Genomic DNA, 21226 nt, shown 5'->3' with positions numbered 1-21226 from the left:
TCCCTGCCAATCGTCACATCGGCTGGCGATAAGCGTCGTGGCAGGCACCGCAGGTGCCACCGACAGCCCCGACAGCGGCCCGCATCGGCTCCAGCCCCGTGCCGGCAACCTCGGCCAAGCCTTGGGCCGCCGCTCCGAACGCGTCCCATTTCGCGATCACGTCAGGCAGGTTTTCCCAGATGGCGGGCATTGCGCGCGTGCCGTCGATCGCCATGTTGTCGGTGCCCTCGGGCCAGTGGAATTGCTGGTCCAGCATCGAGATGGCGACAAGGTTGTCTGCGGCGGCCTGTGCGGCCTCGGCGTCATAGTCCACGTTGCCGCGCGCCATGTTGCCGACCACGCCGATATTCAACGCCATGATCTGGAACTGGCCCTGACGTGCCTGAACGGCAGCCGGAACATCTTGTGCCAGAGCGGGGAGGGCCGCGATGGTTGTCGCAACAAGGGCAATCTTCAAGAGGGTGGAACGGGCGGTCATCGGATGGCTTCCTTCGGATGGCAAGGGTCACAATCGTTCGAACCACACGCTACCCTGTCCGGATCACGGGTCAACAAACGCTATTGTGACTTGGCGCAGGGTCAGGGTGCGCGAATCTCCGGATCGCGCGCCTTACGGCGCGTCTGCCGCCATGCGTACCTTGCCGATGTAGGGCAGGTTGCGGTTGCGCTGCGCGTAATCGATCCCGTAGCCGACCACGAATTCATCGGGGATTTCGAACCCGATCCAATCGGCCTTGATCGCCACCTCGCGCCGCGACGGCTTGTCCAAAAGCGCGATGGTCTTGAGCCGCGCGGGTCCTTTGGACCGCAGCAGGTTCACCACATGGTGCAGCGTGTGGCCTGTGTCGACGATATCCTCCACCACCAGCACGTCACGTCCCGCGATCTCGCCGCGCAGATCCTTCAGGATGCGCACCTCGCGCGAGCTTTCCATCGCGTTGCCGTAGCTTGACGCCTCCAGGAAATCGACCTCCACCGGCAGGTTCAGTTCGCGCACCAGATCGGCGATGAAGATGAAGGAGCCGCGCAAAAGGCCCACCACCACCAGCTTGTCGGTGCCAGTGAAATCCGCCGCGATCTCACGCGCCAGCTCCTCGATCCGGGCCGCGATGGCCTTGGCGGAAATCATCTGCACCACTTCATAGGCCGCTGTCTTGGCCACGCCCGTGCTTGCCTGCGCCATAATGCCCCCCGGCCGATACGGCCCGAACCCCTTGATCTGCAGCGCTGGTTTTATGACATGGTAGTCACGGAAGAAAGACGAAAGCACCGATGCCGACCCATGCCGAAACGCGGGCTCTGCCCTACAGCCCAGAGCAGATGTATGCGCTGGTGGCCGATGTGGCGCGCTATCCGCAGTTCATCCCCTGGATCAGTGCGGCGCGCGTCCGCTCGGTCACGCCCGAAGAGGATCACGCCGTGATGCATGCCGACCTCGTGATCGGCTTCAAGATGTTCCGCGAACGCTTCCTCAGCCGCGTCACCCTGTGGGAACAGGATCGCCGCATCGACACCGAATATGTCGATGGCCCCTTCAAGCACATGATCTCGACCTGGTCCTTCACCCCCGCGCCCGAGGGCAAGACCGGCTGCGAGGTGCATTTTTCCGTCGATTTCGAGTTCCGCAACAAGATCTTGCAGAGTGCTGCCGGCCTCTTTTTTCACGAGGCGATGCAGCGCATCGTGCGCGCCTTCGAAACCCGGGCCGCGGCGCTTTACGGTCAGGGCGGGGCCGCGGCCACGGCCTGATCCTCGGCCGGCAGAAGCCTGATCTCGCCCTCTTCCTCCAGCGCGCGAATGGCCGCGACGATCTCGGCCATCGCCGCCTCGCCATCCTCGTGCCGCGGCCGCGCCATGGTGGTCGCCTCGTCGCGGATTTGTTCGGCCAGGCGCTTCGACATGTTTTCCAGCAGGAATTCGACCGACAGGGGTGCCGCGTCGAACCCGCTTGCGATGGCGCGCGTCACCTGTTCGGGATCGACCCGGCGCAAGATGCGGGGCACATCCTTTCCCTCTACCCGCTTGGGAATATGCTGGAAGGTGAAGATCGCCTTGCGCACCTCGCCCGCAAAGCCCGCGTCCCGCGCCTCCAGCCCGCCCAGCAGGCTTTCGCGCAACGCCCCGCTCACGGCGTTCAGGATCGCGCCCACCCGGTCCACCGGGCTGACGCGGAACGCCGGTTCCGCCTCCGCCTGAAGCTGGGCCACCAGCTGCGCGCCGATCCGTTCCACCATGGCGGGCGTCACTGTCGCGGTCAGCGACACGGCATGGGCGATGACCTGCGCCCGCGCCTCGGGCAGGCCCGCCAAAAGCGCCGCCGCCTTCGCGGCACCCAGCTTGGACAACAAGATTGCCGCAACCTCGGCGCTTTCGCTCAGAAGCAGGGGGCGCAACCTGTCGGGATCGGTTGTGGCCAGCCGCGTCCATGGGTCGGTCGGATCGCCCGCCTCGGCCTCCGCGCGCAGCCCGTCGCGGGCGACGGGGGAGATATGCGGCTCGAGCAGCGCCAGCGCCGCAGCCAGCCCATTGGGCGCCGTCAGGGCAAGGCTGTCCAGCCGCGCGGTGAAATCGCCCACCACATCGGCCAGCGTTGCGCGGCTGATCGGCCCGAGGCTTGCCATCGCGCGGGCAAGGTCCGCCTGCAACGCGGGCGGCAACCGGTCCAGACCCGGCGCCACGTCCTGGCTCAACAGCAGCCGTACGATCACCGCCGCCTTCTGTCGCGATCCCAGCCGCTGGGGCTGGTCGACAACGCGCATTCCCCCGATGCCGGTGTCGGCATCGCAAATTTCCCGCTGCAGGCCCATGACCCACCCATCCCGTTTCCAAAGCTCACCCGATGATGATCTTGTGGGGCAGGGGTTAACCCCTTGCTTACACAAGGGCGGCAAAAGCCAAGGATTTGTTTAGAATTGGCTCAGTAGTGGAAGCCTTCAGCCGTACCCCCGGCAATGGCCTCTGCCAGCGCCCGTTCCGGCCAGCTGCCGTCGCCACCCCGCGCCCGGATTTCCGCCAACTGCCCCTCCGCGCGGTCTGGCGATCCGAGGATCAGGTAGGCCATGCCAAGGTAGGAGCGCGCCAATAGGTTGTCGGGATCGGCGGCCAATGCCCGATCGTAGAACGCCAGCCCACGCGACATGTAGCCGAGGCTGCGGGTGGAATACCCGATATATGTCAGCACCATCGTATCCGCGGGGTCCGGCGCGCGCGCCAAAAGCGCCAAGGCATCGCCGTGCCGCCCCGCATAAGCCAGTTCGCGCGCCGTTGCGACCAACGCCGCCGGGTCGCGGATCAACCCGCTTTCGATGATGGGAAGGCAGGCGGCCTCGTCCACGTCCCAGACCTGTCCCTCGGGGCAGATCGTCGTCGTGGGCGTGGGCGTCGGGGGGCTCTCCTCCTCCGGTCCGACAGCCCGCAGCCCGCTTGGAACCAGCGACAGGACAAGGCAGAAAACGGATGCGCGCAGGATCATGGTGCTGCCCTTTTTCCCCGTTTGGATGTTGCAAGAACGTGGGATGATCGCGGCGCAGGGCAAGTGACATCTCCATGACATCAAACGAAAAACCGCGCGCGACCCGGTCCGGTCGCGCGCGGCGTGGTACAGTCTTGGTCTGGCGGCTTGGTTCAGCTGGTCGCGGTGGTGACGCAAGATTGCGACGCAGCATCCCATGTCGTGCCGTCCGCACAGCTCATGGTCACCTCATGCGCCCGGCCCCACGAACATTCTGCATAGGCAAAGCCGGGCAGGGCGGTCAGGACGAAAGCGGCCAGAAAGGTCTTGATGCGCATCATCGCGTCTCCTCGTTCAGCTGCGGTCTGGTCGTCTATTGCAGATGAAAGGGTAGCACGGGACCACAGAAAGGCAACGATCTTGCGTCAACCGACACGTATCATTGCCTTTCTTGCTGAAATCACGGGCAAATGCGCCTGCGCGCGTCCTCAGCTTTCGCCAAAAACACGGGCAAAGATCGTATCGACATGCTTGGTATGATAGCCCAGATCGAATTTCTCCTCGATCTGCGCGGGGCTGAGGGCGGCGGTGACGTCCGCATCGGCCAGCAATTCCTCGCGGAAATCGCGGCCTTCTTCCCAGACCTTCATCGCGTTGCGCTGCACCAGCCTGTAGGCATCCTCGCGGCTCACGCCCGCCTGCGTCAGCGCCAGAAGCACGCGCTGCGAATGCACGAGGCCGCGGAACTTGTTCATGTTGGCGATCATGTTGTCGGGATAGATCACCAGCTTGTCGATCACGCCGGTCAGACGCGCCAGCGCGAAGTCGAGCGTGATCGTGGCATCGGGCCCGATCATCCGCTCGACCGAGGAATGGCTGATATCGCGCTCGTGCCAGAGCGCGACGTTTTCCATCGCGGGCACCACGGCCGCGCGCACCATGCGGGCCAGACCTGTCAGGTTCTCGGTCAGGACCGGGTTGCGCTTGTGGGGCATGGCGGAGCTGCCCTTTTGCCCTTTGGAGAAAAACTCCTCCGCTTCAAGGACTTCAGTCCGCTGCATGTGGCGGATTTCGATGGCGATATTCTCGATCGAGCTTGCGATGACCCCCAGCGTGGCAAAGAACATCGCGTGGCGGTCGCGCGGGATGACCTGCGTCGAAATCGGCTCGGGGCGCAGGCCCAGTTTCGCGCAGACATGTTCCTCGACCCGAGGATCGATATTGGCGAATGTGCCGACCGCGCCGGAAATCGCGCCGGTGGCGATCTCCCAGCGGGCCTTTTCCAGACGGTTCCGGTTACGCTCCATCTCGGCGTAGAACCGGGCGAAGGTCAGGCCCATGGTGACGGGCTCGGCGTGGATGCCGTGGCTGCGCCCGATCCGCACCGTCATCTTGTGTTCCATCGCGCGGCGCTTGAGAGCCGCCAGAAGCGCGTCCATATCCGCCAGAAGGAGATCAGCGGCGCGCATCAGCTGGATGTTGAAGGTGGTGTCGAGCACGTCCGAAGACGTCATGCCCTGATGAACGAACCGCGCCTCGTCCGCGCCAACGATCTCGGCCAGATGGGTGAGAAAGGCGATCACGTCATGTTTCGTAACCGCTTCGATCTCGTCGATGCGCGCCACGTCGAATTCCACATCCCTGGCTTTCCAGACCGCTGCCGCGTTTTCCTTGGGGATCACGCCCAGATCGGCCATCGCGTCGCAGGCATGGGCCTCGATCTCGAACCAGATGCGGAACTTGGTGGCGGGTTCCCAAAGGGCGACCATCTCGGGGCGGGAATAACGGGGGATCATGGGCTGGGCCTTGCGTTCGGGTCGGGGTTGGCGTTCTCATAGGGGCAGGGAGGCAAAGGGACAAGATGAGCAGGGCAACCAAATGGACGCGGGCTTTTGCGGTCATGGCGGGGCTTGCCCCGGGACCATCGGCCGGCCAGTCCGGGGAGGCGCCCGATCTTGCTGCGATCCTTGTCGGTCATGACATCATCTACGTCGGCGCGGCTTGGGAACGCCATGTCGCCAGCGGCCGTCTTGTCCTACGCAGCCTCGAAGGGCCGAGTGGCGTGACCAGCCTTGGCGAATGGCGCGTCGAGGATGGCGCGCGTTGCCTGCGCTGGAACCCCATGATGGATTGGGAATGCTATGCCGTCGCGTTGGACGGCAGCGGGGGCATCACCTTCACCGATGGGTTCGGGAACGCGGTCACAGGTCGACTTGTGCCGCGATGATTGTCCTGTCGGATCTGTCGGGGCGTTGGCGGCTGACGCGCCGGATCGAGGATTTTCGCACCGGCCAGACCGGCACGCTCGAGGGCACGTGCCTTTGGCGGCCCGACGATGACGGCCTGCGGCAGGAAGAGGCAGGCGTTCTGAGCTTTGGCAGTGCCCCTGCGATGCAGGCCACCCGGGTCTATCTCTGGCGGCAAGACGGTGCGGATCTTGTGGTGTTTTTCGAAGATGGCCGGCCATTCCACAGACTCTCGGCCCAAGGCTTGACCGACCGTCACCTGTGCGACCCCGACACATATGATGTCACGTATGAATTCGGCAGCTGGCCTGATTGGACACAGGAATGGCGTGTCACCGGCCCGCGAAAGAATGCCCGCATCTTCAGCCGGTTTCAGCCCTTGGCATAGGCCCGGGCGATGGCATTCTGGGCCGCAAGGCCCATGCCGCCGATTTCCAGCACCAGCGCGCCTTGGATCAGCGTCAGCATTTCGGCCGCACGTTGGCGCGGCTTGGGCGTTCCTTCGGGCAGGCGCGCGGCAATCCAGTCGACCTGCCCGCCGAGAATGCGTCGCGCCGCCGCCGCAGGATCGGCCTCGCCCCGACCCGCCTCCGACAGGATGTCGAGCCAGACCCGCAGATAGGGCCGGAAGGTCGGCGTGCTCAAGAGCGCCACCACCTCGGCGGCGCAGGCGGCCTCGGTCGCGGCGCGCGTGTTTGGCAGCGCCGCGCTCATGGCCGACAGCATCTCGGCGGCGAGGTGGTCCAGCAATTCGGCCATCAGCGCCGCCTTGCTGCCGAAATGATAGATCAGCATCCGGTCCGATGTGCCCGCCGCCCGCGCCAACGGCCTCAGGCTTGCCCCGGCAAGGCCAGTGCCACGCACATGGGCCGCCATGGCCACAATCAGGTCGGATCTGTTCAGACTTGTCATGGTTCCTTGTCCCGCCCTGTCGGGGTTTCGTCGGGATGATTGGCTCGATTGCGCGGGGTCAGGCCCCGCTGTCGTGCTGCACGGGCGCCTCGGGGGCAGGGCCGGGCGGGACCGCGAGAATCCGGTCGGCCTTTTTGCGCACCAGAACGGAGCGCAGGTCATGCATCGCCAGCAAAAGCCGGTCGGTCACATCGTCCAGTTCGGCATCCGACGCGCGGCTCTGGACCCAGTGGGTCGTCAGGTTCAGGTAGTCGATGGCGCGGTGGATATCGTCGATGTCACGCTCGGCCAGAACGGCGCGGCGTTCCTCCATCCAATCCTCGATGAGCTGCATTTGCTCGGCCGTCAGAACGGTATCGCCATGCGGGCGGATGTTGCCGTTGCGGATGTTGACGACGGCGATCTCTTCCATCTCGAGACGCCTTTGGCGGTTCTCGGTCGACACGCGGAACACCGCCGCGCCGTTTTCCCGGATACGGAAATAATACTCGGGTAACTCGCTCATCCGCATCCTGTCGGTTTTCGGCCGGTGTTTCTGGCCATGTCTCGAACTGGCGGGCAAGGTATGCCGCCCATCGCAGCCTGTCAAAGGTGGAGGTCCTTAGCGTCCTGCTGCCTCGAAACTCGCGCTCAAGACCATGGTCAACGCGTGGCGCGTGGAAGACGCCCGCACCTCGGCGCGGCCGATCGCTCCGAAATCGCGCGTCTCGGTCAGAACCTTGTGCCCGGAGGCGAGGCCGAAACACACTCGCCCCTCGGGCTTGTGTTCGGATCCGCCGGGGCCCGCGATGCCGGTGACCGAAACCGCGATCTGGGCCTTTGATCGGTTCAGTGCGCCTTGCGCCATCTCGGCTGCCACGGCCTCTGAGACTGCGCCATGGGACGCCAGCGTTTCGGCAAGCACACCCAAAAGCTCGATCTTGGAGGCGTTGGAATAGGTGACAAAACCCCGTTCGAACACGTCCGAGGATCCGGCCACATCGGTCAGCGCGGCAGCGATCATGCCGCCCGTGCAGCTTTCGGCGGTGGCAAGCATCCAGCCTCGCCGCCGCAGGGCCTCCAACACATCGGCGGCCGTCATGCCAAGACCCGCGGCAGATGCGCCAGAAAGGCCAGAACCGCGACGACCAGCGCCGCCATCCAGCCTGCGATCACGTCATCGGCCATGACCCCCATCGCCCCCTCCTGCCGGTCGGCCCAGCCGACGGGGCCCGGTTTGAGGATGTCGAAGGCGCGGAAGGCCAGAAAGGCCGTCAGAACGCCGGGCCAAAGCGCCCAGAACTCCGCCCCTGCCATTTGCGCGCCAAGCGAGACGGGCCAAAGCGCGATCCACTGGCCCGCCACCTCGTCGATGACGATTTCGGACGGATCCTTGTCCGCGCTGCCCCGCGTCGCCACGCCGACGGCCCACCAACCCAGAGCGGTCACGCCCAAAGTGGCCACCAGCAAAAGCCAGAACCCGCCCGTGACATGCAGGCCCCAGGCCAGCAGGACCGCCGCCGCGCTGCCCCAAGTGCCGGGCGCGGGGCGCAGGTGGCCGACAGGCCCCAAGGTGCAGATCGCCCGGATCATGTCTTCACCAGCGTCACGGTGGCCAAAGCCGCGATCCCTTCCTCGCGCCCGGTAAAGCCCAGACGCTCCGTCGTCGTTGCCTTGACCGAGATGCGCCCCACCTCGATCCGCAGCAATTCGGCCAGACGCGCCCGCATCGTGGCGGCCTGTGGCCCGATCTTGGGTCTTTCGCAGATCAGCGTGACATCGGCATGGGTGATGGCAAACCCGCGCGCTGCGACCCGTTCGACCGCATGGGTCAGGAAAATATGGCTTTCTGCACCCTTCCATTGCGGGTCGCTGGGCGGGAAATGCGTGCCGATATCGCCCTCGGCCAGCGCGCCATAGATCGCGTCGGTCAGGGTGTGCAGCCCCACATCGGCATCCGAATGTCCCTGAAGGCCGCGATCATGCGGAACGGCCACGCCGCACAGCATGACGTGATCCCCGGGCCCGAACCGATGCACGTCGAAGCCGTTGCCGGTGCGGATATCCATTTGCGTCTTCTCCAGAATTTGGGCGGCGCGGGCGAAATCGCCCGGTGTGGTGATCTTGAGGTTGTCCTCGTGTCCGGGGACGATGGCAACCTCCATCCCCGCGGCGCGCGCGACCTGCACGTCATCGGTCGGATCGCCAGCAAAGGTTTCATGGGCGGCAAGGATCGCGGAGAGGTGAAAGCCCTGCGGCGTCTGTGCCCGCCACAGCCCGTCGCGGGCCAGTGTCCCCTCGACCAGGCCGTCCCCGCGCCAGAGCGCATCCGTCACCGCCAGCGCGGGCGCCGCACCCGGATGATCGTCAAGGGCCGCGATGACCGCGTCGATCACAGCGGCGGGGACGCCGGGACGGGCCACGTCATGGATCAGAACCAGATCGGCCAGACCGTCCAGCGCCTGCAGCCCAGCCGCGACCGAGGCCGCCCGTGTCGCGCCACCGGTCACGCTGCGCAGGGGCGTCGTCTGCGCCATGGGCAGGGCATCGGGCGGGGCGTCATCGGCCACGACCAGAACGATCTGCCCGACGGCCGGATGCGTGTCGAAGGCATCGACCGTCCATTGCGCGACGGTCTTGCCCGCAAGGGCGCGCCATTGCTTGGCCAGCCCGCCGCCTGCACGCAAGCCCCGGCCCGCTGCGACGATCAGCGCGGCGATCCGTGGATGGTCAGTATGCGGTTCTTGGGTCATGTGGCGGTGATAGGCGCTGGACGCGGACCGCACAACGGGGCACGATAATTGCACAAAAAAAGTGCATACCGCCCGATTTCTGGGCGGCTTCCCTTGCGGTCTTGGCTGTCATGATTGTTTCTTTTGAACTCCCCTGCGCCCCGACCTATGCCGTCAGGGCGTGCGCACAAGGAATAGGCACTTGACTGTTTCACTGGCAGATATGCCGCTCTCGCCCCCGGTCCTGCTGGCGCCGATGGCGGGCATCACCGACCGGCCGTTTCGCGATCTCGTCGCCTCCTTTGGCGCGGGCCTCGTCGTTTCCGAGATGGTCGCGAGCCAAGAGATGGTGGAAGCCAAGCCGTCGGTCCGTGCCCGCGCCGAGTTGGGCTATGATGCTGGCCGTACTGCGGTGCAAATCGCGGGCCGCGAGGCGCATTGGATGGCCGAGGCCGCCCGCATCGCCGAAGCCCAAGGCGCGCGGATCATCGACATCAACATGGGATGCCCCGCCAAGAAGGTGACGAATGGCTATTCCGGCTCCGCGCTCATGCGCGACCTCGACCACGCGCTACGGCTGATCGAGGCTGTGGTGGGCGCGGTCAAGGTTCCCGTGACCCTCAAGACCCGGCTGGGCTGGGATGGCGATTGTCTCAACGCCCCCGATCTTGCGCGCCGGGCCGAGGAGGCGGGCGTGCACATGATCACGATCCATGGCCGCACCCGGTGCCAATTCTACAAGGGCAGGGCCGATTGGGCGGCGATCCGCGCGGTGACGGAGGCCGTGACGATCCCCGTCATCGCGAATGGTGATATCACCGATGCCGCAAGCGCCGCGCGTGCGCTGCGCCTGTCGGGCGCGGATGGCGTGATGGTTGGGCGGGGCGCACAGGGGCGCCCTTGGGCCTTGGCCGAAATCGCGGCGGCGCTCTACGGCACATCCGCACCCGATGTGCCCGAAGCTGCCGCGCTGGTCGCGCTGGTCGCGGGCCATTACGAGGCGATGCTGTCCTTTTACGGGCGCGATCTGGGCCTGCGCGTCGCGCGCAAGCATCTGGGCTGGTACATGGATGTGGCCGCCACGCCGGCCGACCTGCGCCGCCTTGTGCTGACGGCCACGGATCCCGCACAGGTGATCGCGCATCTCGCCGATGCACTCGACCGGCCCATGACACGGGTGGCGGCATGACGCAGGTGACGACCAGCCTTTGGGCCTCGCTGCCCATTCCCGCGCTGATCTGCGATGCCGAGGATCGCATCCGCGACGTGAACCCCGCCGGCGAATTGTTTCTCAACGCCTCGCGAAAGGCGCTGGATGGCAGCCCGGTCTGGGACAAGATCTTTGTCGATGCGCCGCTGGAAGAGGCCTTTGCCCGTGTCCGCAGCGCCAGCGCCCCTCTTTTTGTGAATTCCGTCGATGTCGGCACGGGCAGTCGCAAGCCGGTATCTTGCGATGTTCAGATCGCGCCGCTGGCCGACAAGCCCGACCATGTGCTGGTGCTGCTCGAAAGCCGCGAACTCGCAGGGCGGATGGATCGGTCGATGTCGTCGAAATCGGCGGCCAAATCCGCCATCGGCATGGCCGAGATGTTGGCGCATGAGATCAAGAACCCGCTGGCGGGTATCACCGGCGCGGCGCAGCTCATTTCGATGAATGCAAGCGGCGAGGATCGCGAGCTGACCGACCTGATCGTCGAGGAAACGCGCCGTATTCTCAAGCTTTTGGGACAGGTCGAGGAATTCGGCAATGTCCGCCCGCCGGACCGGCGCGCGGTCAACATCCACGACATCCTCGACCGCGCCCGCAAATCGGCGGCCATCGGCTTTGCCGCCCACATGACGATCGAGGATGATTACGACCCGTCGCTGCCGCCGACATGGGCCGATCCGGACCAGTTGCAGCAGGTGTTCCTGAACCTTTTGAAGAATGCGGCCGAGGCCGGGCGCGCGGGGGGCACGATCCGCCTGCGCAGTTTCTACGAAACCTCGCTCAAGGTACGGCGGCGCGATGGCACCGGGGGTGCCGTGCCTTTGCAGATCGAGGTGATCGACGATGGCCCGGGCATCCGGCCCGACATTGCCGAAGACCTGTTCGAGCCCTTCGTATCCGGCCGCGAGAACGGAACCGGGCTTGGCCTTGCCCTTGTCAGCAAGATCGTCGCCGATCACGACGGCTGGATCGCCGTGGACAGCGTGCCGGGGCGCACGGTGTTCCGCGTCTCGCTGCCCGTCGCCCCGAAGGAGGCGCGCGAATGACCTTTCGCTCCGATGGACGCGCAGGAATGAAACGGGTTGCCCAAGACGCCCAGACAACCGGAGAGACCTGACCCATGGACGGCACCGTTCTTGTCGCCGACGACGACCGCACGATCCGCACCGTGCTGACCCAGGCGCTGACGCGCGCGGGCTGCAAGGTACATGCAACTTCCAGCCTCATGACGCTGATGCGTTGGGTCGAGGAGGGGAAGGGCGATCTGGTAATCTCCGATGTCATCATGCCTGACGGCAACGGTTTGGAAACCTTGCCGCAGATCACCGAGAAACGGCCCGGCCTGCCGGTGATCATCATCTCGGCGCAAAACACGATCATGACCGCGATCCAGGCGACCGAGAAGGACGCCTATGATTATCTGCCCAAACCCTTCGACCTTCCCGACCTGATGAAACGCGCCGCCCGTGCGCTGGACCAAAAACGCCGCGTCCAGCCCGCGCGCGCGCCCGCGCTCGATGCGCCGACCGCCATCCCCGCCCAGCAGGAGGATTTGCCGCTTGTGGGCCGCACGCCCGCGATGCAGGCGCTCTACCGGCTGGTGGCGCGCGTGATGAATACGGACCTGCCGGTTCTGGTGACGGGGGAAAGCGGCACCGGAAAATCCCTGATCGCGCGGGCGATCCATGATTTCTCGGACCGCCGCACGCTGCCCTTCGTCGTGGCCACTGCCGCCGATCTGGAGGGGATGGATGGCCCATCGGCCTTGGTGTCGCGGGCGCGGGGTGGGTCGATCCTGTTCGACGAGGTGGGCGATCTGGGCGAAGAGGCGCAGGCGCGGATCGTGCGGATGCTCGATGCGTTCGGGGACAGCGCGCCGCGTGTCATGGCCAGTTCGCAGCGCGACCTGATGGAACGGATGGAGGCGGGCCAGTTCCGTCAGGACCTGTTCTACCGTCTGGGCGGTGTCACGCTGAACGTGCCCAGCTTGCGCGAAAGGGTCGATGACATCCCGCTTCTGTCGGCGCATTTCCTGGCGCGGGGGGAACGCGACGGCCTGCCGCTGCGCCGCTTCTCGACCGAGGCGATGGACCTGATCCGCGCCTATTCGTGGCCGGGCAATGTGCGCCAGCTGGAAAACACCATCAAGCGGCTGACCGTCACCGGCCAGTCCGAGGAAATCACCAAGGCCGAGGTCGAGATGGTGCTGGGCAACCAGCCCGCGATCGAGCCGTTGATGGGGGGCGGGCCGGGCGACAAGCTGTCTGCGTCGGTGGCCAAACACCTGCGGCGATACTTCGATCTGCACGGTGGCGTGTTGCCGCCCGCGGGGCTTTACAACCGCATCCTGCGCGAAGTGGAGACACCTTTGATCGAGATCGCGCTGGATGCCACCGGCGGCAATCAGGCAAAATGTGCCGATCTTCTCGGCATCAACCGCAATACCTTGAGAAAAAAGATCACCGATCTGGATATCCGCGTGACACGCCGCCGCAAGTTGATGTAAACTCGCAACAGTCGCGTGGCCTAAGGGCGACAGGGAAACCCGGGCCGCGCCACCTTGGGGGAGCAGCCCGTGGACGAACCCGCGGACAGGCAGGCAGGCGGACTGCTGGACCGTTTCTGGCGGTTCAAGGACGACCCGTCCGTGCGCAGCGTGGCGACGCTGGGTCTTGTGCTTCTTGGCCCCGTTCTGGCTTTCCTGACCTTTCTGGTTCTCGGACCGCTGTCGGACATGGCAGATGCGCCGGGGCTGCGCCTGATCCTCTTGGCCGATCTGGTCTACATCCTTGTCGTGGCCGCGCTGGTCTTGCGCGAAGTGGCGCGGATCGTCGCCTCGCGCCGGGCGCAATCCGCGGGCTCGCGGCTGCATCTGCGGCTGACCGGGGTCTTCACCGTCGTGGCGCTCGTCCCCACCATCCTTGTCGCGGTCTTTGCCACCATCACAGTGAACATGGGCCTTGAGGGCTGGTTTTCCGATCGTGTGTCCAGCGCGCTTGGCAATTCGGTGGATGCCGCCGTCGCCTATAGCCAGGAACATCGTGACGACCTGGAAACCGACACGCGGGCACTGGCGAATTTCCTGAACCTCAACCGTCGGGCCACGGTGCTCTTGTCCGACGGGGATCTGCGGCAATTGCTGAGCCAAGGCCAAAGCCGCATCCAGCGCGGACTGGAAGAGGCCTTTGTCATCGACGGGGCAGGCGAGATCCGGGCGCGTGGGGAATCAAGCTACCTGTTCGATTACGACCGGCCGACAGACGCCGATCTTGCCAGCGCTACCGAGGGCGATCTGGTCTTGATCGAGGATCGCGCCCAGAACGAGTTTCGCGCGCTCTACCGGCTGGCGGCTTTTCCCGACCGCTATCTCTACGTCAGCCGCGAGGTCGACGGCGCGATCCTGTCCCTGTTGGACGAAACGCAGCAGACCGTACAGCTCTACCGCCAGCTCGAGGCGGATCGCGGCCGTGTCCTGTTCGAATTCGGACTGCTCTACCTTGGCTTTGCCATCATCATGGTGCTGGCCGCGATCTGGCTGGGCCTGTGGTTTGCCGAACGCCTGTCGCGGCCTGTGGGCCAGCTGGCCGGGGCGGCGCAGCGCGTGGGGCAGGGCGATCTGTCGGTGCGCGTCGCCGAGGAAGCGGGCGATGACGAGATCGCGATGCTGGGACGGCTGTTCAACCAGATGACCCGCCAGCTCAAAGGGCAGCGCGACACGCTTCTCGAACAGAACGACGCGACCGAGGCGCGGCGGAGGCTGTTCGACAGCGTGCTTTCCTCGGTCACGGCGGGGGTCATCGGTCTCAATGAAGCGGGCCGGGTCGATTTCATGAACCGCTCGGCCATCCGGCTTCTGCAACTGGTCGATGCGCGCGACAACGGCCTGAGCCTTGCCGCCGCCGTCCCGGAATTCGCGAACCTTTTCGAGCGGTTGCAGAAATCCACCGCAGAGCAGGTGCAAGAAGAGATCAAGCTGACCCGCGCCGGAAAACAGGAAAGCCTGCTGGTACGCATGGCTGTACGGCGCACTGCCGAGGGCACGCTCGAAGGCTATGTGGTGGCCTTTGATGACGTGACGCAGTTGGTTGGCGCGCAGCGCATGGCGGCATGGGGCGATGTGGCGCGTCGTATCGCGCATGAGATCAAGAACCCCCTGACCCCGATCCAGTTGTCGGCCGAACGGATCAACCGCCGCTTTTCCCGCGCGCTCGAGGGGGAGGAACAGGACAAGCTTGCGGAACTCACCGGCATCATCGTGCGCCAGACCAACGACCTGCGCCGGATCGTCGATGAATTCTCCAAATTCGCGCGGATGCCCGAGCCCGAAACGCGGGTGGAGGATCTTGCGAAACTGTTCCGCGAGGCCATCACCCTGCAGCGCGCGGGCCAGCCCGGCGTGACATTCGCCTTCGACATACCTGACACGCCGGTTTTGGCCGAATTGGATGCGACCATGATCGGTCAGGCCTTCACAAACTTGTTGAAGAACGGCGGCGAAGCCATTGAAAGCTTGCAAGAAAAGGGGGCCCCCGATGGGCATCGCCCGCAGTTGCGCGGGGCCCTGACCCTCAGCGGCACCATCGCAACGATCACGATCAGCGACAACGGCATCGGGCTGCCAGCCGACCGGGCCAAGCTGTTCGAGCCCTATGTCACCACCCGCGACAAGGGCACGGGCCTTGGCCTGCCCATCGTCAAGAAGATTATCGAGGAACACGGCGGAACGCTGGAGTTGCTGGATGCGGAGCCCTTCGAGGCGGGCGCGCATCCCGGCGCAACGGCGCGTATCACCCTGCCGATCTTGCCCAACGGAGAGACAGCATGAGCGACATTCTGGTCGTCGACGACGAACGCGATATCCGGGAACTGATCTGCGATATCTTGCAGGACGAGGGCTATGCCACCCGCATGGCCGGATCCTCGGACGAATGCATGGCCGAATTGAACAAGGCCCAGCCGGGGCTGATGATCCTCGACATCTGGCTCAAGGACAGCAAAATGGACGGGATCGATATCCTGGGTCATGTGAAGCGCGACAATCCCGATGTGCCGGTCGTCATCATCTCGGGCCATGGCAATATCGAGATCGCGGTCGCCGCGATCAAGCAGGGTGCCTATGATTTCATCGAAAAACCCTTCAATATCGACCAGTTGCTGGTGGTCATCCGCCGCGCGATGGAAACCTCGCGCCTGCGCCGCGAAAACGCGAGCTTGCGCCGGCAGGATGTGAAATCGGCGGAAATGGTCGGCAACGGCGCGGCGTTCCGTCTGCTCAAGGGGCAGCTCGACAAGGTCACCAAATCCAACGGGCGCGTGATGCTGACCGGTGGCCCCGGATCGGGCAAAGAGGTGGCGGCGCGCTACATTCACGCCAATTCGAACCGGGCGACTGGCCCCTTCGTCACCGTCAGTTCCGCCGCGATCCAGCCGGACCACATGGAAGAGGTGCTCTTTGGCCGGGAAAGCCCGGAACGCGGCGTGGAACAGGGACTTCTGGAACAGGCACATGGCGGCGTCGTCTATTTCGACGAGGTGGCCGACATGCCGCCCGGCACGCAATCCAAGATCTTGCGGGTGCTGGTAGACCAGAGCTTTACCCGCGTCGGCGGCACGGCCAAGGTGCGGGTTGATCTGCGGGTGATTTCCTCGACCTCGCGCGATCTTACGGCCCTGATCGCCGAGGGGCGGTTCCGCGAAGAGCTGTATCACCGGCTGAACGTGGTGCCGATCGACGTGCCGAGCCTTGAGGACAGGCGCGACGATATCCCCGAACTGGCGCGGCATTTCATCCATGAATTCAACCGTGAACAGGGTTTGCCCCTGCGCGAGTTGGGCGAGGATGCGGTGGCGATGCTGCAGACGATGCGCTGGCCCGGAAACGTGCGGCAGCTGCGCAACGTGATCGAACGCGTGCTGATCCTGGGCGATGGCACCGGCCCGATCGAGGCGCGCGATCTGCCGGGGCAGGCCGAGGCCTCGGGCGATGACGCGGGCGCGGCGCTGTCGCCGACGCTGACCACGCTGCCCCTGCGCGAAGCGCGGGAATTGTTTGAACGTCAGTACCTTATGGCACAGATCAACCGGTTTGGCGGCAATATCAGCCGCACCGCCAGCTTCGTCGGGATGGAGCGCAGCGCGCTGCACCGCAAGCTCAAGTCGTTGGGCGTGGTCACGACCGGCAAGGCGGGCGGTCGCGTCGCGCAGGTGGAGGAAGACGAGGACTGACCGCCTCAGGCCGGGTTCACGATCAGCGCCGGTCCGGGCGCGGGGCGGTAGAGGCAGGTGCCGACGGTCAAGGGCGGCATCGTCGTGCTGAGGACGACGGCCTCCCCCTCCTCGCAGCGGGGTAGGCCCACCTCGGTATAGCCGCGCGCGCCCATGCAGCCGACAAAGGCCGTGCGACGGAAAGTTTCATTGAGATCAACGGTATATGGGTCTCCGCCTTCGAAATATCCGGGGCGGATGGTGCAACTGCCCGCGCTGTTGCAGACCTGCCGCGGCGGGACATAGACGCGGGGCGTGTAGCGGATCTGGGTCTGGACCGGGTAGCTGGACAGGGCGTGGCGTTCGCAGCCCGCGATGTCGGCGTCGCGCGTGGCGAGCGTCACGCCTTCGGCGTGGTAAACGGTCTCGGACACACAGGCCGAAAGCAGGCCCAAGGCGAGGCAGACGAGGAGCGGACGGTGCATGGTTCGGTCCCTTGTCGAATGGTGAGACAGACGCGTCAGCGGCGGGTCATCAACCGTTCAAGTCCATGAAAGTGATAGATATTCGCGTATTTTGGCGGCTCCGTCAGCCGCAGGTTCGGGCAGTGTTCGAAAAGGATAGGCAGGGCGATCTGCAGTTCCAGCCGGGCAAGCGGCGCGCCGACGCAAAAATGCAACCCGGCGCCGAAGGCGAGGTTTGCGGGACCGCCCTGTCGGTCAGGGATGAAGCTGTCGGCCTGTGGATACGCGGTTTCGTCGCGGCCAGCGGAGGCAAGGAGCAGCCCGACCTGATCACCGCGGCGGAAGTCGTGGCCGAAGAGCGTGACATCCTCATAGGCCGTCCGGGTGAACAGATGCAGCGGCGGGTCATGGCGGAGGATTTCCTCGACCAGGAGATCGACCTGAGAGTCTGGCCGCAAGCCATTCTCCAGAAACAGTTTTATGCCATTGCCCATGGTGTGGACCGTCGCCTCGTGACCGGCGTTGAGCAGCAGGATGCAGGTCGTGATCAACTCGTCGGTGCTGAGTTTCTCGCCCTCTTCCTCGGCGGCGATGAGCGCGGTGATCAGATCGTCGCGCGGGTCGGAGCGGCGTTTTTCGACATAGGCGCGCAGGAAATCGGCGAAGTCGCAGGCGGCTTTCGCGGCTGCGATTTCCTCGGCCCTTGTGCGGCGAGCCTGATACATCTGGACCATGGCGCTGGACCAACCCACAAGATCTTGTGCCATCTCTTCGGGCACGCCCAGAAGCCGGGCGATCACGATGACGGGGATCGGGCGGCAATAGGCGTCGAGAAGGTCGGTGTCGCCCTCGGGGATGTTGCGCGCCAGATCATGGGCGAGGGCCGTGATTTCAGGCGCGAGCGACTGGATACGGCGCGAGGTGAAGGCGCGCAGGACAAGGCCGCGCAGGCGCGTGTGGCGGGGCGGTTCCAGTTCCAGCATGGAATGCTGTTCGACCGCGTAAAAGGGCGCGGAATGTTCGGGAAACTCAATGGGAACAATGGGTTCGCGGCCAAAGCGGCGGTCGCGCAGGATCGTGTTGACGGCGCCGTGGGTGGTGGCCATCGGCATGTCATAGTCGGTCCAGAACACGAGCGGGCCCGCGGCGCGGGCGCGGCTGTAGAAAGGATAGGGGTTCTGGACGAAGCCCGGTTCGGTGGGGGATTGGTCGAGGCGCTGCATGACCGGGTTGTCGCAGGTTTCGGGGCGCCGTTCCATCGGATTGGAGGGGAAGAAACCTTTCCCAAGGGTAAAGATTTCGGGACGTTTCTTGCCGAAACGTTAAAGGGGGCGCGCACATCCTGCGAAAGGATGAACGCGCCCCCGTGTCGTTAGGGATATTTTCAATCCGCGCCGCGGACGGGGATCGAAACGTCCGGGCGGGGTTTGAAAATCCGCTGGATCAGGTAGACGCCACCCGCGACGCCCACGCCCGCCAGATCGGTCACCAGACCGCCCTCGATCATGAAGAGGGCGGCGATGATCAGGCCCACGCGCAGGAACCAGGCCGAAGGTCCGCCCATGAACCATCCCTGCACACCGGCCGACAGGAGGAACACACCGACGGTTGCGGTGATGCCGGCACGGATCACCTCGAACCAGGTGCCGTCCATCAGGAGGGCGGCGTTGTAGAAGAACATGAAGGGCACGATGAAGGCGGTGATCCCGATCTTGAACGACGCGACCGAGGTTTCCATCGCATTCGCCCCCGAGATCCCCGCCGCGGCGTAACTGGCCAGCGCCACGGGGGGCGTGATGGCCGAGACGACGGCGAAGTAGAAGACGAAGAAATGCGCCGTCAGAAGCGGGATGCCGAGGTTCACGAGACCCGGTGCCACGACCGCCGCCGCGACGGCGTAGGCCGCCGTGGTGGGCATCCCCATCCCCAGCAGGATGGCGATGCACATCGCGAAGAAGAGCGCGAGCAACTGGCTGACGCCCGCGAGGTCGAGCAGCAGGTTCGAGAAGCGCGCGCCGACGCCCGTAAGGCTGATGACGCCGACGATGATGCCCGCTGCCGCACAGACCGCGATGATCTGGATCGACATGATGCCCGCCAGCTCGAAGGCCTTGATGATGGCGCGTGTGCCCATGCGGTGGGGGGTGAGCCAGCTGACCATGGCGGCGGCGACCGTGGCGAGCGTGCCCGCGCGGATCACCGAATAGCCCATGAACAGAGCGGCGATCAGGATGATGATGGGAATGAAGAGATAGACCTGCTTCACCATCTTGGCGAATTTCGGCAGTTCATCCTCGCGCATCCCGCGCATGCCGAGCTTGGCCGCTTCGAAATCGACCATGAAGTAGATCGAGGCGAAGTAGAGGATCGCGGGGATGATCGCGGCGGCGGCAATCTCGGTGTAGGGGATGCCCGTCACCTCGGCCATGATGAAGGCGCCCGCGCCCATGATCGGCGGCATGATCTGCCCGCCGGTCGAGGCCGCGGCTTCGATGGCGCCGGCGGTCTTGGGCTTGTAGCCGACCTTTTTCATCAAGGGGATGGTGAGCGACCCGGTGGCCACGACGTTGCCCGCCGAGGTGCCGTTGATCATGCCCATGAGGCCCGAGGCGAAGATCGCCACCTTGGCCGGACCGCCGCGTGCGCGACCGGCTGCGGCGAAGGCGAAGTTGACGAAGTAATCGCCCACTTTCGAGGCCTGAAGGAAGGCCGCGAAGATGATGAAAAGGATGATGTAGGTCGAGGAGACCGAGGTGGTGGTCCCAAGGATGCCCACGTCCGAATAAACCGTGCCGAAGAAGCGCTGCCATGTGTAGGGGGTTTCGACCCGGAGGATCGAGGGCAGCAGGTGGGCGGTGAAGGTGTAGACGAGGAAGATGCCCGCGATCACCACGAGCGCCATGCCGGCGACGCGCCGTGTCAGTTCGAGGATGAGCGCCGTGCCTGCGGTCGCGGCGAAGGCCACGCCGATCGGAACCTGCGGGGTGCCCACCGCGTTGCGCGCCGCCGTGCCGTAGATCGGGATGAGGTAGAGCGCGACGATGATTGCGCAAAAGCCCAGAACGATGTCGGAGGCGGTGAAGGACGCGCGGTCGCGGCGTTCGAACCAGCCGGTGATGATGGAGCCGAAGGTGGCGATGAGGAGCGGGACGCCGAACCACCAGATCTCGCGGCCATAGACCCAATCATAGGCCGAAAAATTCTCGGGGATCTCGGGCATGGACATCCAGAGCACGCGGCCGCCCATTTCCAAGACTTGATCGGTGCCCAGATACTGGATGAAGCCCAGCGTCGTGATGGCCGCGACAAGCGCGGGCAGGGCCAGAGCGGCGGCGGCATAGGTCACGAGTTTCGTGTCGCGCGCAGGCGCTGCATTGGCCGGAAAGCTGTGGGAGGCGAAGAGCAGGAAGCCCAGAACCAGCGCCCCCGCGATGTGGATCATGCGGAAGTTCCACGGCTCCATCGGGAGGGTGGGCAGGAAGAAGAAGCGGTCGGCCCAGACGGATTGGATATCGCGCGCGGTGCGGCGCAGTTCGGACGCTTCGTCTTGCGCGATCTCGATGTCGGCCATGAGCGCCGTGATTTCATCGGCATTGGGGGCGGTCTGTGCGACCTCGCCTGCCAGCGCCATCAGGCGGCGCATGGAATTGCCGGAAAATTCCTCGCCCGCTGGGCCGAGGGCTGCGCGCAGATCCTCGAACCCTTCTTGCGTGGTGCGTTCGGCGATGGTGGCCTGCACCGACCAGGGCGACGCGATCAGCCCGCTGACCGACAGCCCGTTGAGGGCGGCCATGTGGAAGGCCGCATAAAGGAAGGCGATCGCGGCGATGAACATGTAGGCGCGGCCCGTGAACAGGCGGCGATAGCTCTCGACCGGTTCCTCGTCGACGCCTTCGGCAAGGACCTGATCGGTCTGGCTGGTCTGGTCGGTCATTTTATGGTGTCCCCCACGGACGGCCCCTTTGGGCCTCACGGTATCGACGGCCCTTCGGGCTTGTCTGTCCTAAGGCCTTTTTGGCCTGTCGGTC

General features: G+C 65.1%; 22 protein-coding genes. 8 read left to right on the top strand and 14 right to left on the bottom strand.

The window, feature by feature from the left end; genetic code table 11:
- Positions 1–13: 13 nt before the first annotated feature.
- Together QQK63_RS14035 and hpt are read right to left on the bottom strand one after the other, a co-directional pair.
- Positions 14–478, bottom strand: a complete 465-nt coding sequence (locus tag QQK63_RS14035; RefSeq protein WP_277828286.1) for a c-type cytochrome — start codon at positions 476–478, stop codon at positions 14–16.
- Between the two features lie 132 nt (positions 479–610).
- On the bottom strand, positions 611–1183 hold the full coding sequence (gene hpt / locus QQK63_RS14030; RefSeq protein ID WP_277828284.1) for a hypoxanthine phosphoribosyltransferase: 573 nt from the start codon (positions 1181–1183) through the stop codon (positions 611–613).
- An 89-nt stretch (positions 1184–1272) separates the two neighbouring features.
- Between hpt and QQK63_RS14025 the strand changes: the two genes are divergently transcribed.
- On the top strand, positions 1273–1749 hold the full coding sequence (locus tag QQK63_RS14025) for a type II toxin-antitoxin system RatA family toxin (protein WP_277828281.1): 477 nt from the start codon (positions 1273–1275) through the stop codon (positions 1747–1749).
- Here QQK63_RS14025 and QQK63_RS14020 read toward each other — a convergent pair.
- From QQK63_RS14020 to purB, 4 genes are all read right to left on the bottom strand, one after another.
- Positions 1722–2807 carry a FliG C-terminal domain-containing protein gene (locus QQK63_RS14020; protein WP_277828279.1) on the bottom strand — a complete coding sequence of 362 codons (1086 nt, stop codon included), beginning with the start codon at positions 2805–2807 and terminating at the stop codon, positions 1722–1724. The two genes, QQK63_RS14025 and QQK63_RS14020, sit on opposite strands and share 28 nt — an antisense overlap.
- A 110-nt stretch (positions 2808–2917) precedes the next feature.
- Positions 2918–3472, bottom strand: coding sequence for a tetratricopeptide repeat protein (locus tag QQK63_RS14015; RefSeq protein ID WP_277828277.1), 555 nt, complete (start codon positions 3470–3472; stop codon positions 2918–2920).
- A 152-nt stretch (positions 3473–3624) separates the two neighbouring features.
- Positions 3625–3792: a carbohydrate-binding module family 14 protein gene (locus tag QQK63_RS14010; RefSeq protein WP_277828275.1), complete on the bottom strand. Its 168-nt coding sequence runs from the start codon at positions 3790–3792 to the stop codon at positions 3625–3627.
- Between the two features lie 147 nt (positions 3793–3939).
- Entirely contained in the window at positions 3940–5247 is a 1308-nt protein-coding gene (gene purB / locus QQK63_RS14005) for an adenylosuccinate lyase (RefSeq protein ID WP_277828273.1), read from the bottom strand.
- 65 nt (positions 5248–5312) lie between these two features.
- Between purB and QQK63_RS14000 the strand changes: the two genes are divergently transcribed.
- Positions 5313–5678: a hypothetical protein gene (locus QQK63_RS14000; protein WP_277828271.1), complete on the top strand. Its 366-nt coding sequence runs from the start codon at positions 5313–5315 to the stop codon at positions 5676–5678.
- Positions 5675–6085 carry a DUF6314 family protein gene (locus QQK63_RS13995; protein WP_277828269.1) on the top strand — a complete coding sequence of 137 codons (411 nt, stop codon included), beginning with the start codon at positions 5675–5677 and terminating at the stop codon, positions 6083–6085. Before QQK63_RS14000 ends, QQK63_RS13995 begins: the two co-directional genes overlap by 4 nt.
- On the opposite strand, the gene QQK63_RS13990 is transcribed toward QQK63_RS13995, so the two are convergent.
- The 5 genes from QQK63_RS13990 to QQK63_RS13970 all read right to left on the bottom strand — a co-directional run bounded on the left by QQK63_RS13990 (position 6070) and on the right by QQK63_RS13970 (position 9341).
- Positions 6070–6609: a TetR/AcrR family transcriptional regulator gene (locus QQK63_RS13990; protein WP_277828267.1), complete on the bottom strand. Its 540-nt coding sequence runs from the start codon at positions 6607–6609 to the stop codon at positions 6070–6072. The two genes, QQK63_RS13995 and QQK63_RS13990, sit on opposite strands and share 16 nt — an antisense overlap.
- Before the next feature lie 58 nt (positions 6610–6667).
- Complete coding sequence (locus QQK63_RS13985; protein WP_277828265.1) at positions 6668–7114, bottom strand: hypothetical protein; 447 nt, start codon at positions 7112–7114, stop codon at positions 6668–6670.
- Between the two features lie 96 nt (positions 7115–7210).
- Entirely contained in the window at positions 7211–7690 is a 480-nt protein-coding gene (locus QQK63_RS13980) for a CinA family protein (RefSeq protein ID WP_277828263.1), read from the bottom strand.
- Complete coding sequence (locus QQK63_RS13975) at positions 7687–8181, bottom strand: phosphatidylglycerophosphatase A family protein (protein ID WP_277828261.1); 495 nt, start codon at positions 8179–8181, stop codon at positions 7687–7689. Before QQK63_RS13975 ends, QQK63_RS13980 begins: the two co-directional genes overlap by 4 nt.
- Entirely contained in the window at positions 8178–9341 is a 1164-nt protein-coding gene (locus QQK63_RS13970; RefSeq protein ID WP_277828259.1) for a bifunctional 2-C-methyl-D-erythritol 4-phosphate cytidylyltransferase/2-C-methyl-D-erythritol 2,4-cyclodiphosphate synthase, read from the bottom strand. Before QQK63_RS13970 ends, QQK63_RS13975 begins: the two co-directional genes overlap by 4 nt.
- A gap of 181 nt (positions 9342–9522) precedes the next feature.
- On the opposite strand from QQK63_RS13970, the gene dusB reads away from it, so the two are divergent.
- The 5 genes from dusB to ntrX all read left to right on the top strand — a co-directional run bounded on the left by dusB (position 9523) and on the right by ntrX (position 16755).
- The gene (gene dusB / locus QQK63_RS13965; RefSeq protein WP_277828257.1) at positions 9523–10509 is read left to right on the top strand and encodes a tRNA dihydrouridine synthase DusB; all 987 of its coding nucleotides are present in this window, start codon (positions 9523–9525) and stop codon (positions 10507–10509) included.
- Positions 10506–11576 carry a two-component system sensor histidine kinase NtrB gene (locus QQK63_RS13960; protein WP_277828255.1) on the top strand — a complete coding sequence of 357 codons (1071 nt, stop codon included), beginning with the start codon at positions 10506–10508 and terminating at the stop codon, positions 11574–11576. Before dusB ends, QQK63_RS13960 begins: the two co-directional genes overlap by 4 nt.
- 74 nt (positions 11577–11650) lie before the next feature.
- Positions 11651–13036: a response regulator gene (locus QQK63_RS13955; protein ID WP_277828253.1), complete on the top strand. Its 1386-nt coding sequence runs from the start codon at positions 11651–11653 to the stop codon at positions 13034–13036.
- Positions 13037–13105: 69 nt separating this feature from the next.
- On the top strand, positions 13106–15355 hold the full coding sequence (locus QQK63_RS13950; RefSeq protein ID WP_377135030.1) for a sensor histidine kinase NtrY-like: 2250 nt from the start codon (positions 13106–13108) through the stop codon (positions 15353–15355).
- Entirely contained in the window at positions 15352–16755 is a 1404-nt protein-coding gene (gene ntrX, locus QQK63_RS13945; protein ID WP_277828251.1) for a nitrogen assimilation response regulator NtrX, read from the top strand. Before QQK63_RS13950 ends, ntrX begins: the two co-directional genes overlap by 4 nt.
- Before the next feature lie 5 nt (positions 16756–16760).
- Here ntrX and QQK63_RS13940 read toward each other — a convergent pair whose 3' ends face one another.
- From QQK63_RS13940 to QQK63_RS13930, 3 genes are all read right to left on the bottom strand, one after another.
- Positions 16761–17219 (bottom strand): hypothetical protein, encoded by a 459-nt coding sequence (locus tag QQK63_RS13940; RefSeq protein ID WP_277828249.1) that lies wholly within the window; start codon positions 17217–17219, stop codon positions 16761–16763.
- A 35-nt stretch (positions 17220–17254) separates the two neighbouring features.
- The gene (locus QQK63_RS13935; protein ID WP_277829077.1) at positions 17255–18421 is read right to left on the bottom strand and encodes a cytochrome P450; all 1167 of its coding nucleotides are present in this window, start codon (positions 18419–18421) and stop codon (positions 17255–17257) included.
- A 161-nt stretch (positions 18422–18582) separates the two neighbouring features.
- Positions 18583–21132 (bottom strand): TRAP transporter permease, encoded by a 2550-nt coding sequence (locus QQK63_RS13930; RefSeq protein ID WP_277828247.1) that lies wholly within the window; start codon positions 21130–21132, stop codon positions 18583–18585.
- Between the last annotated feature and the right edge of the window lie 94 nt (positions 21133–21226).

The sequence above is a fragment of the Roseicyclus marinus genome, from assembly GCF_030163795.1.
GTDB classification, from domain to species: Bacteria; Pseudomonadota; Alphaproteobacteria; order Rhodobacterales; family Rhodobacteraceae; genus Roseicyclus; species Roseicyclus marinus.
This window is presented reverse-complemented; position numbering and strand designations above follow the sequence as displayed.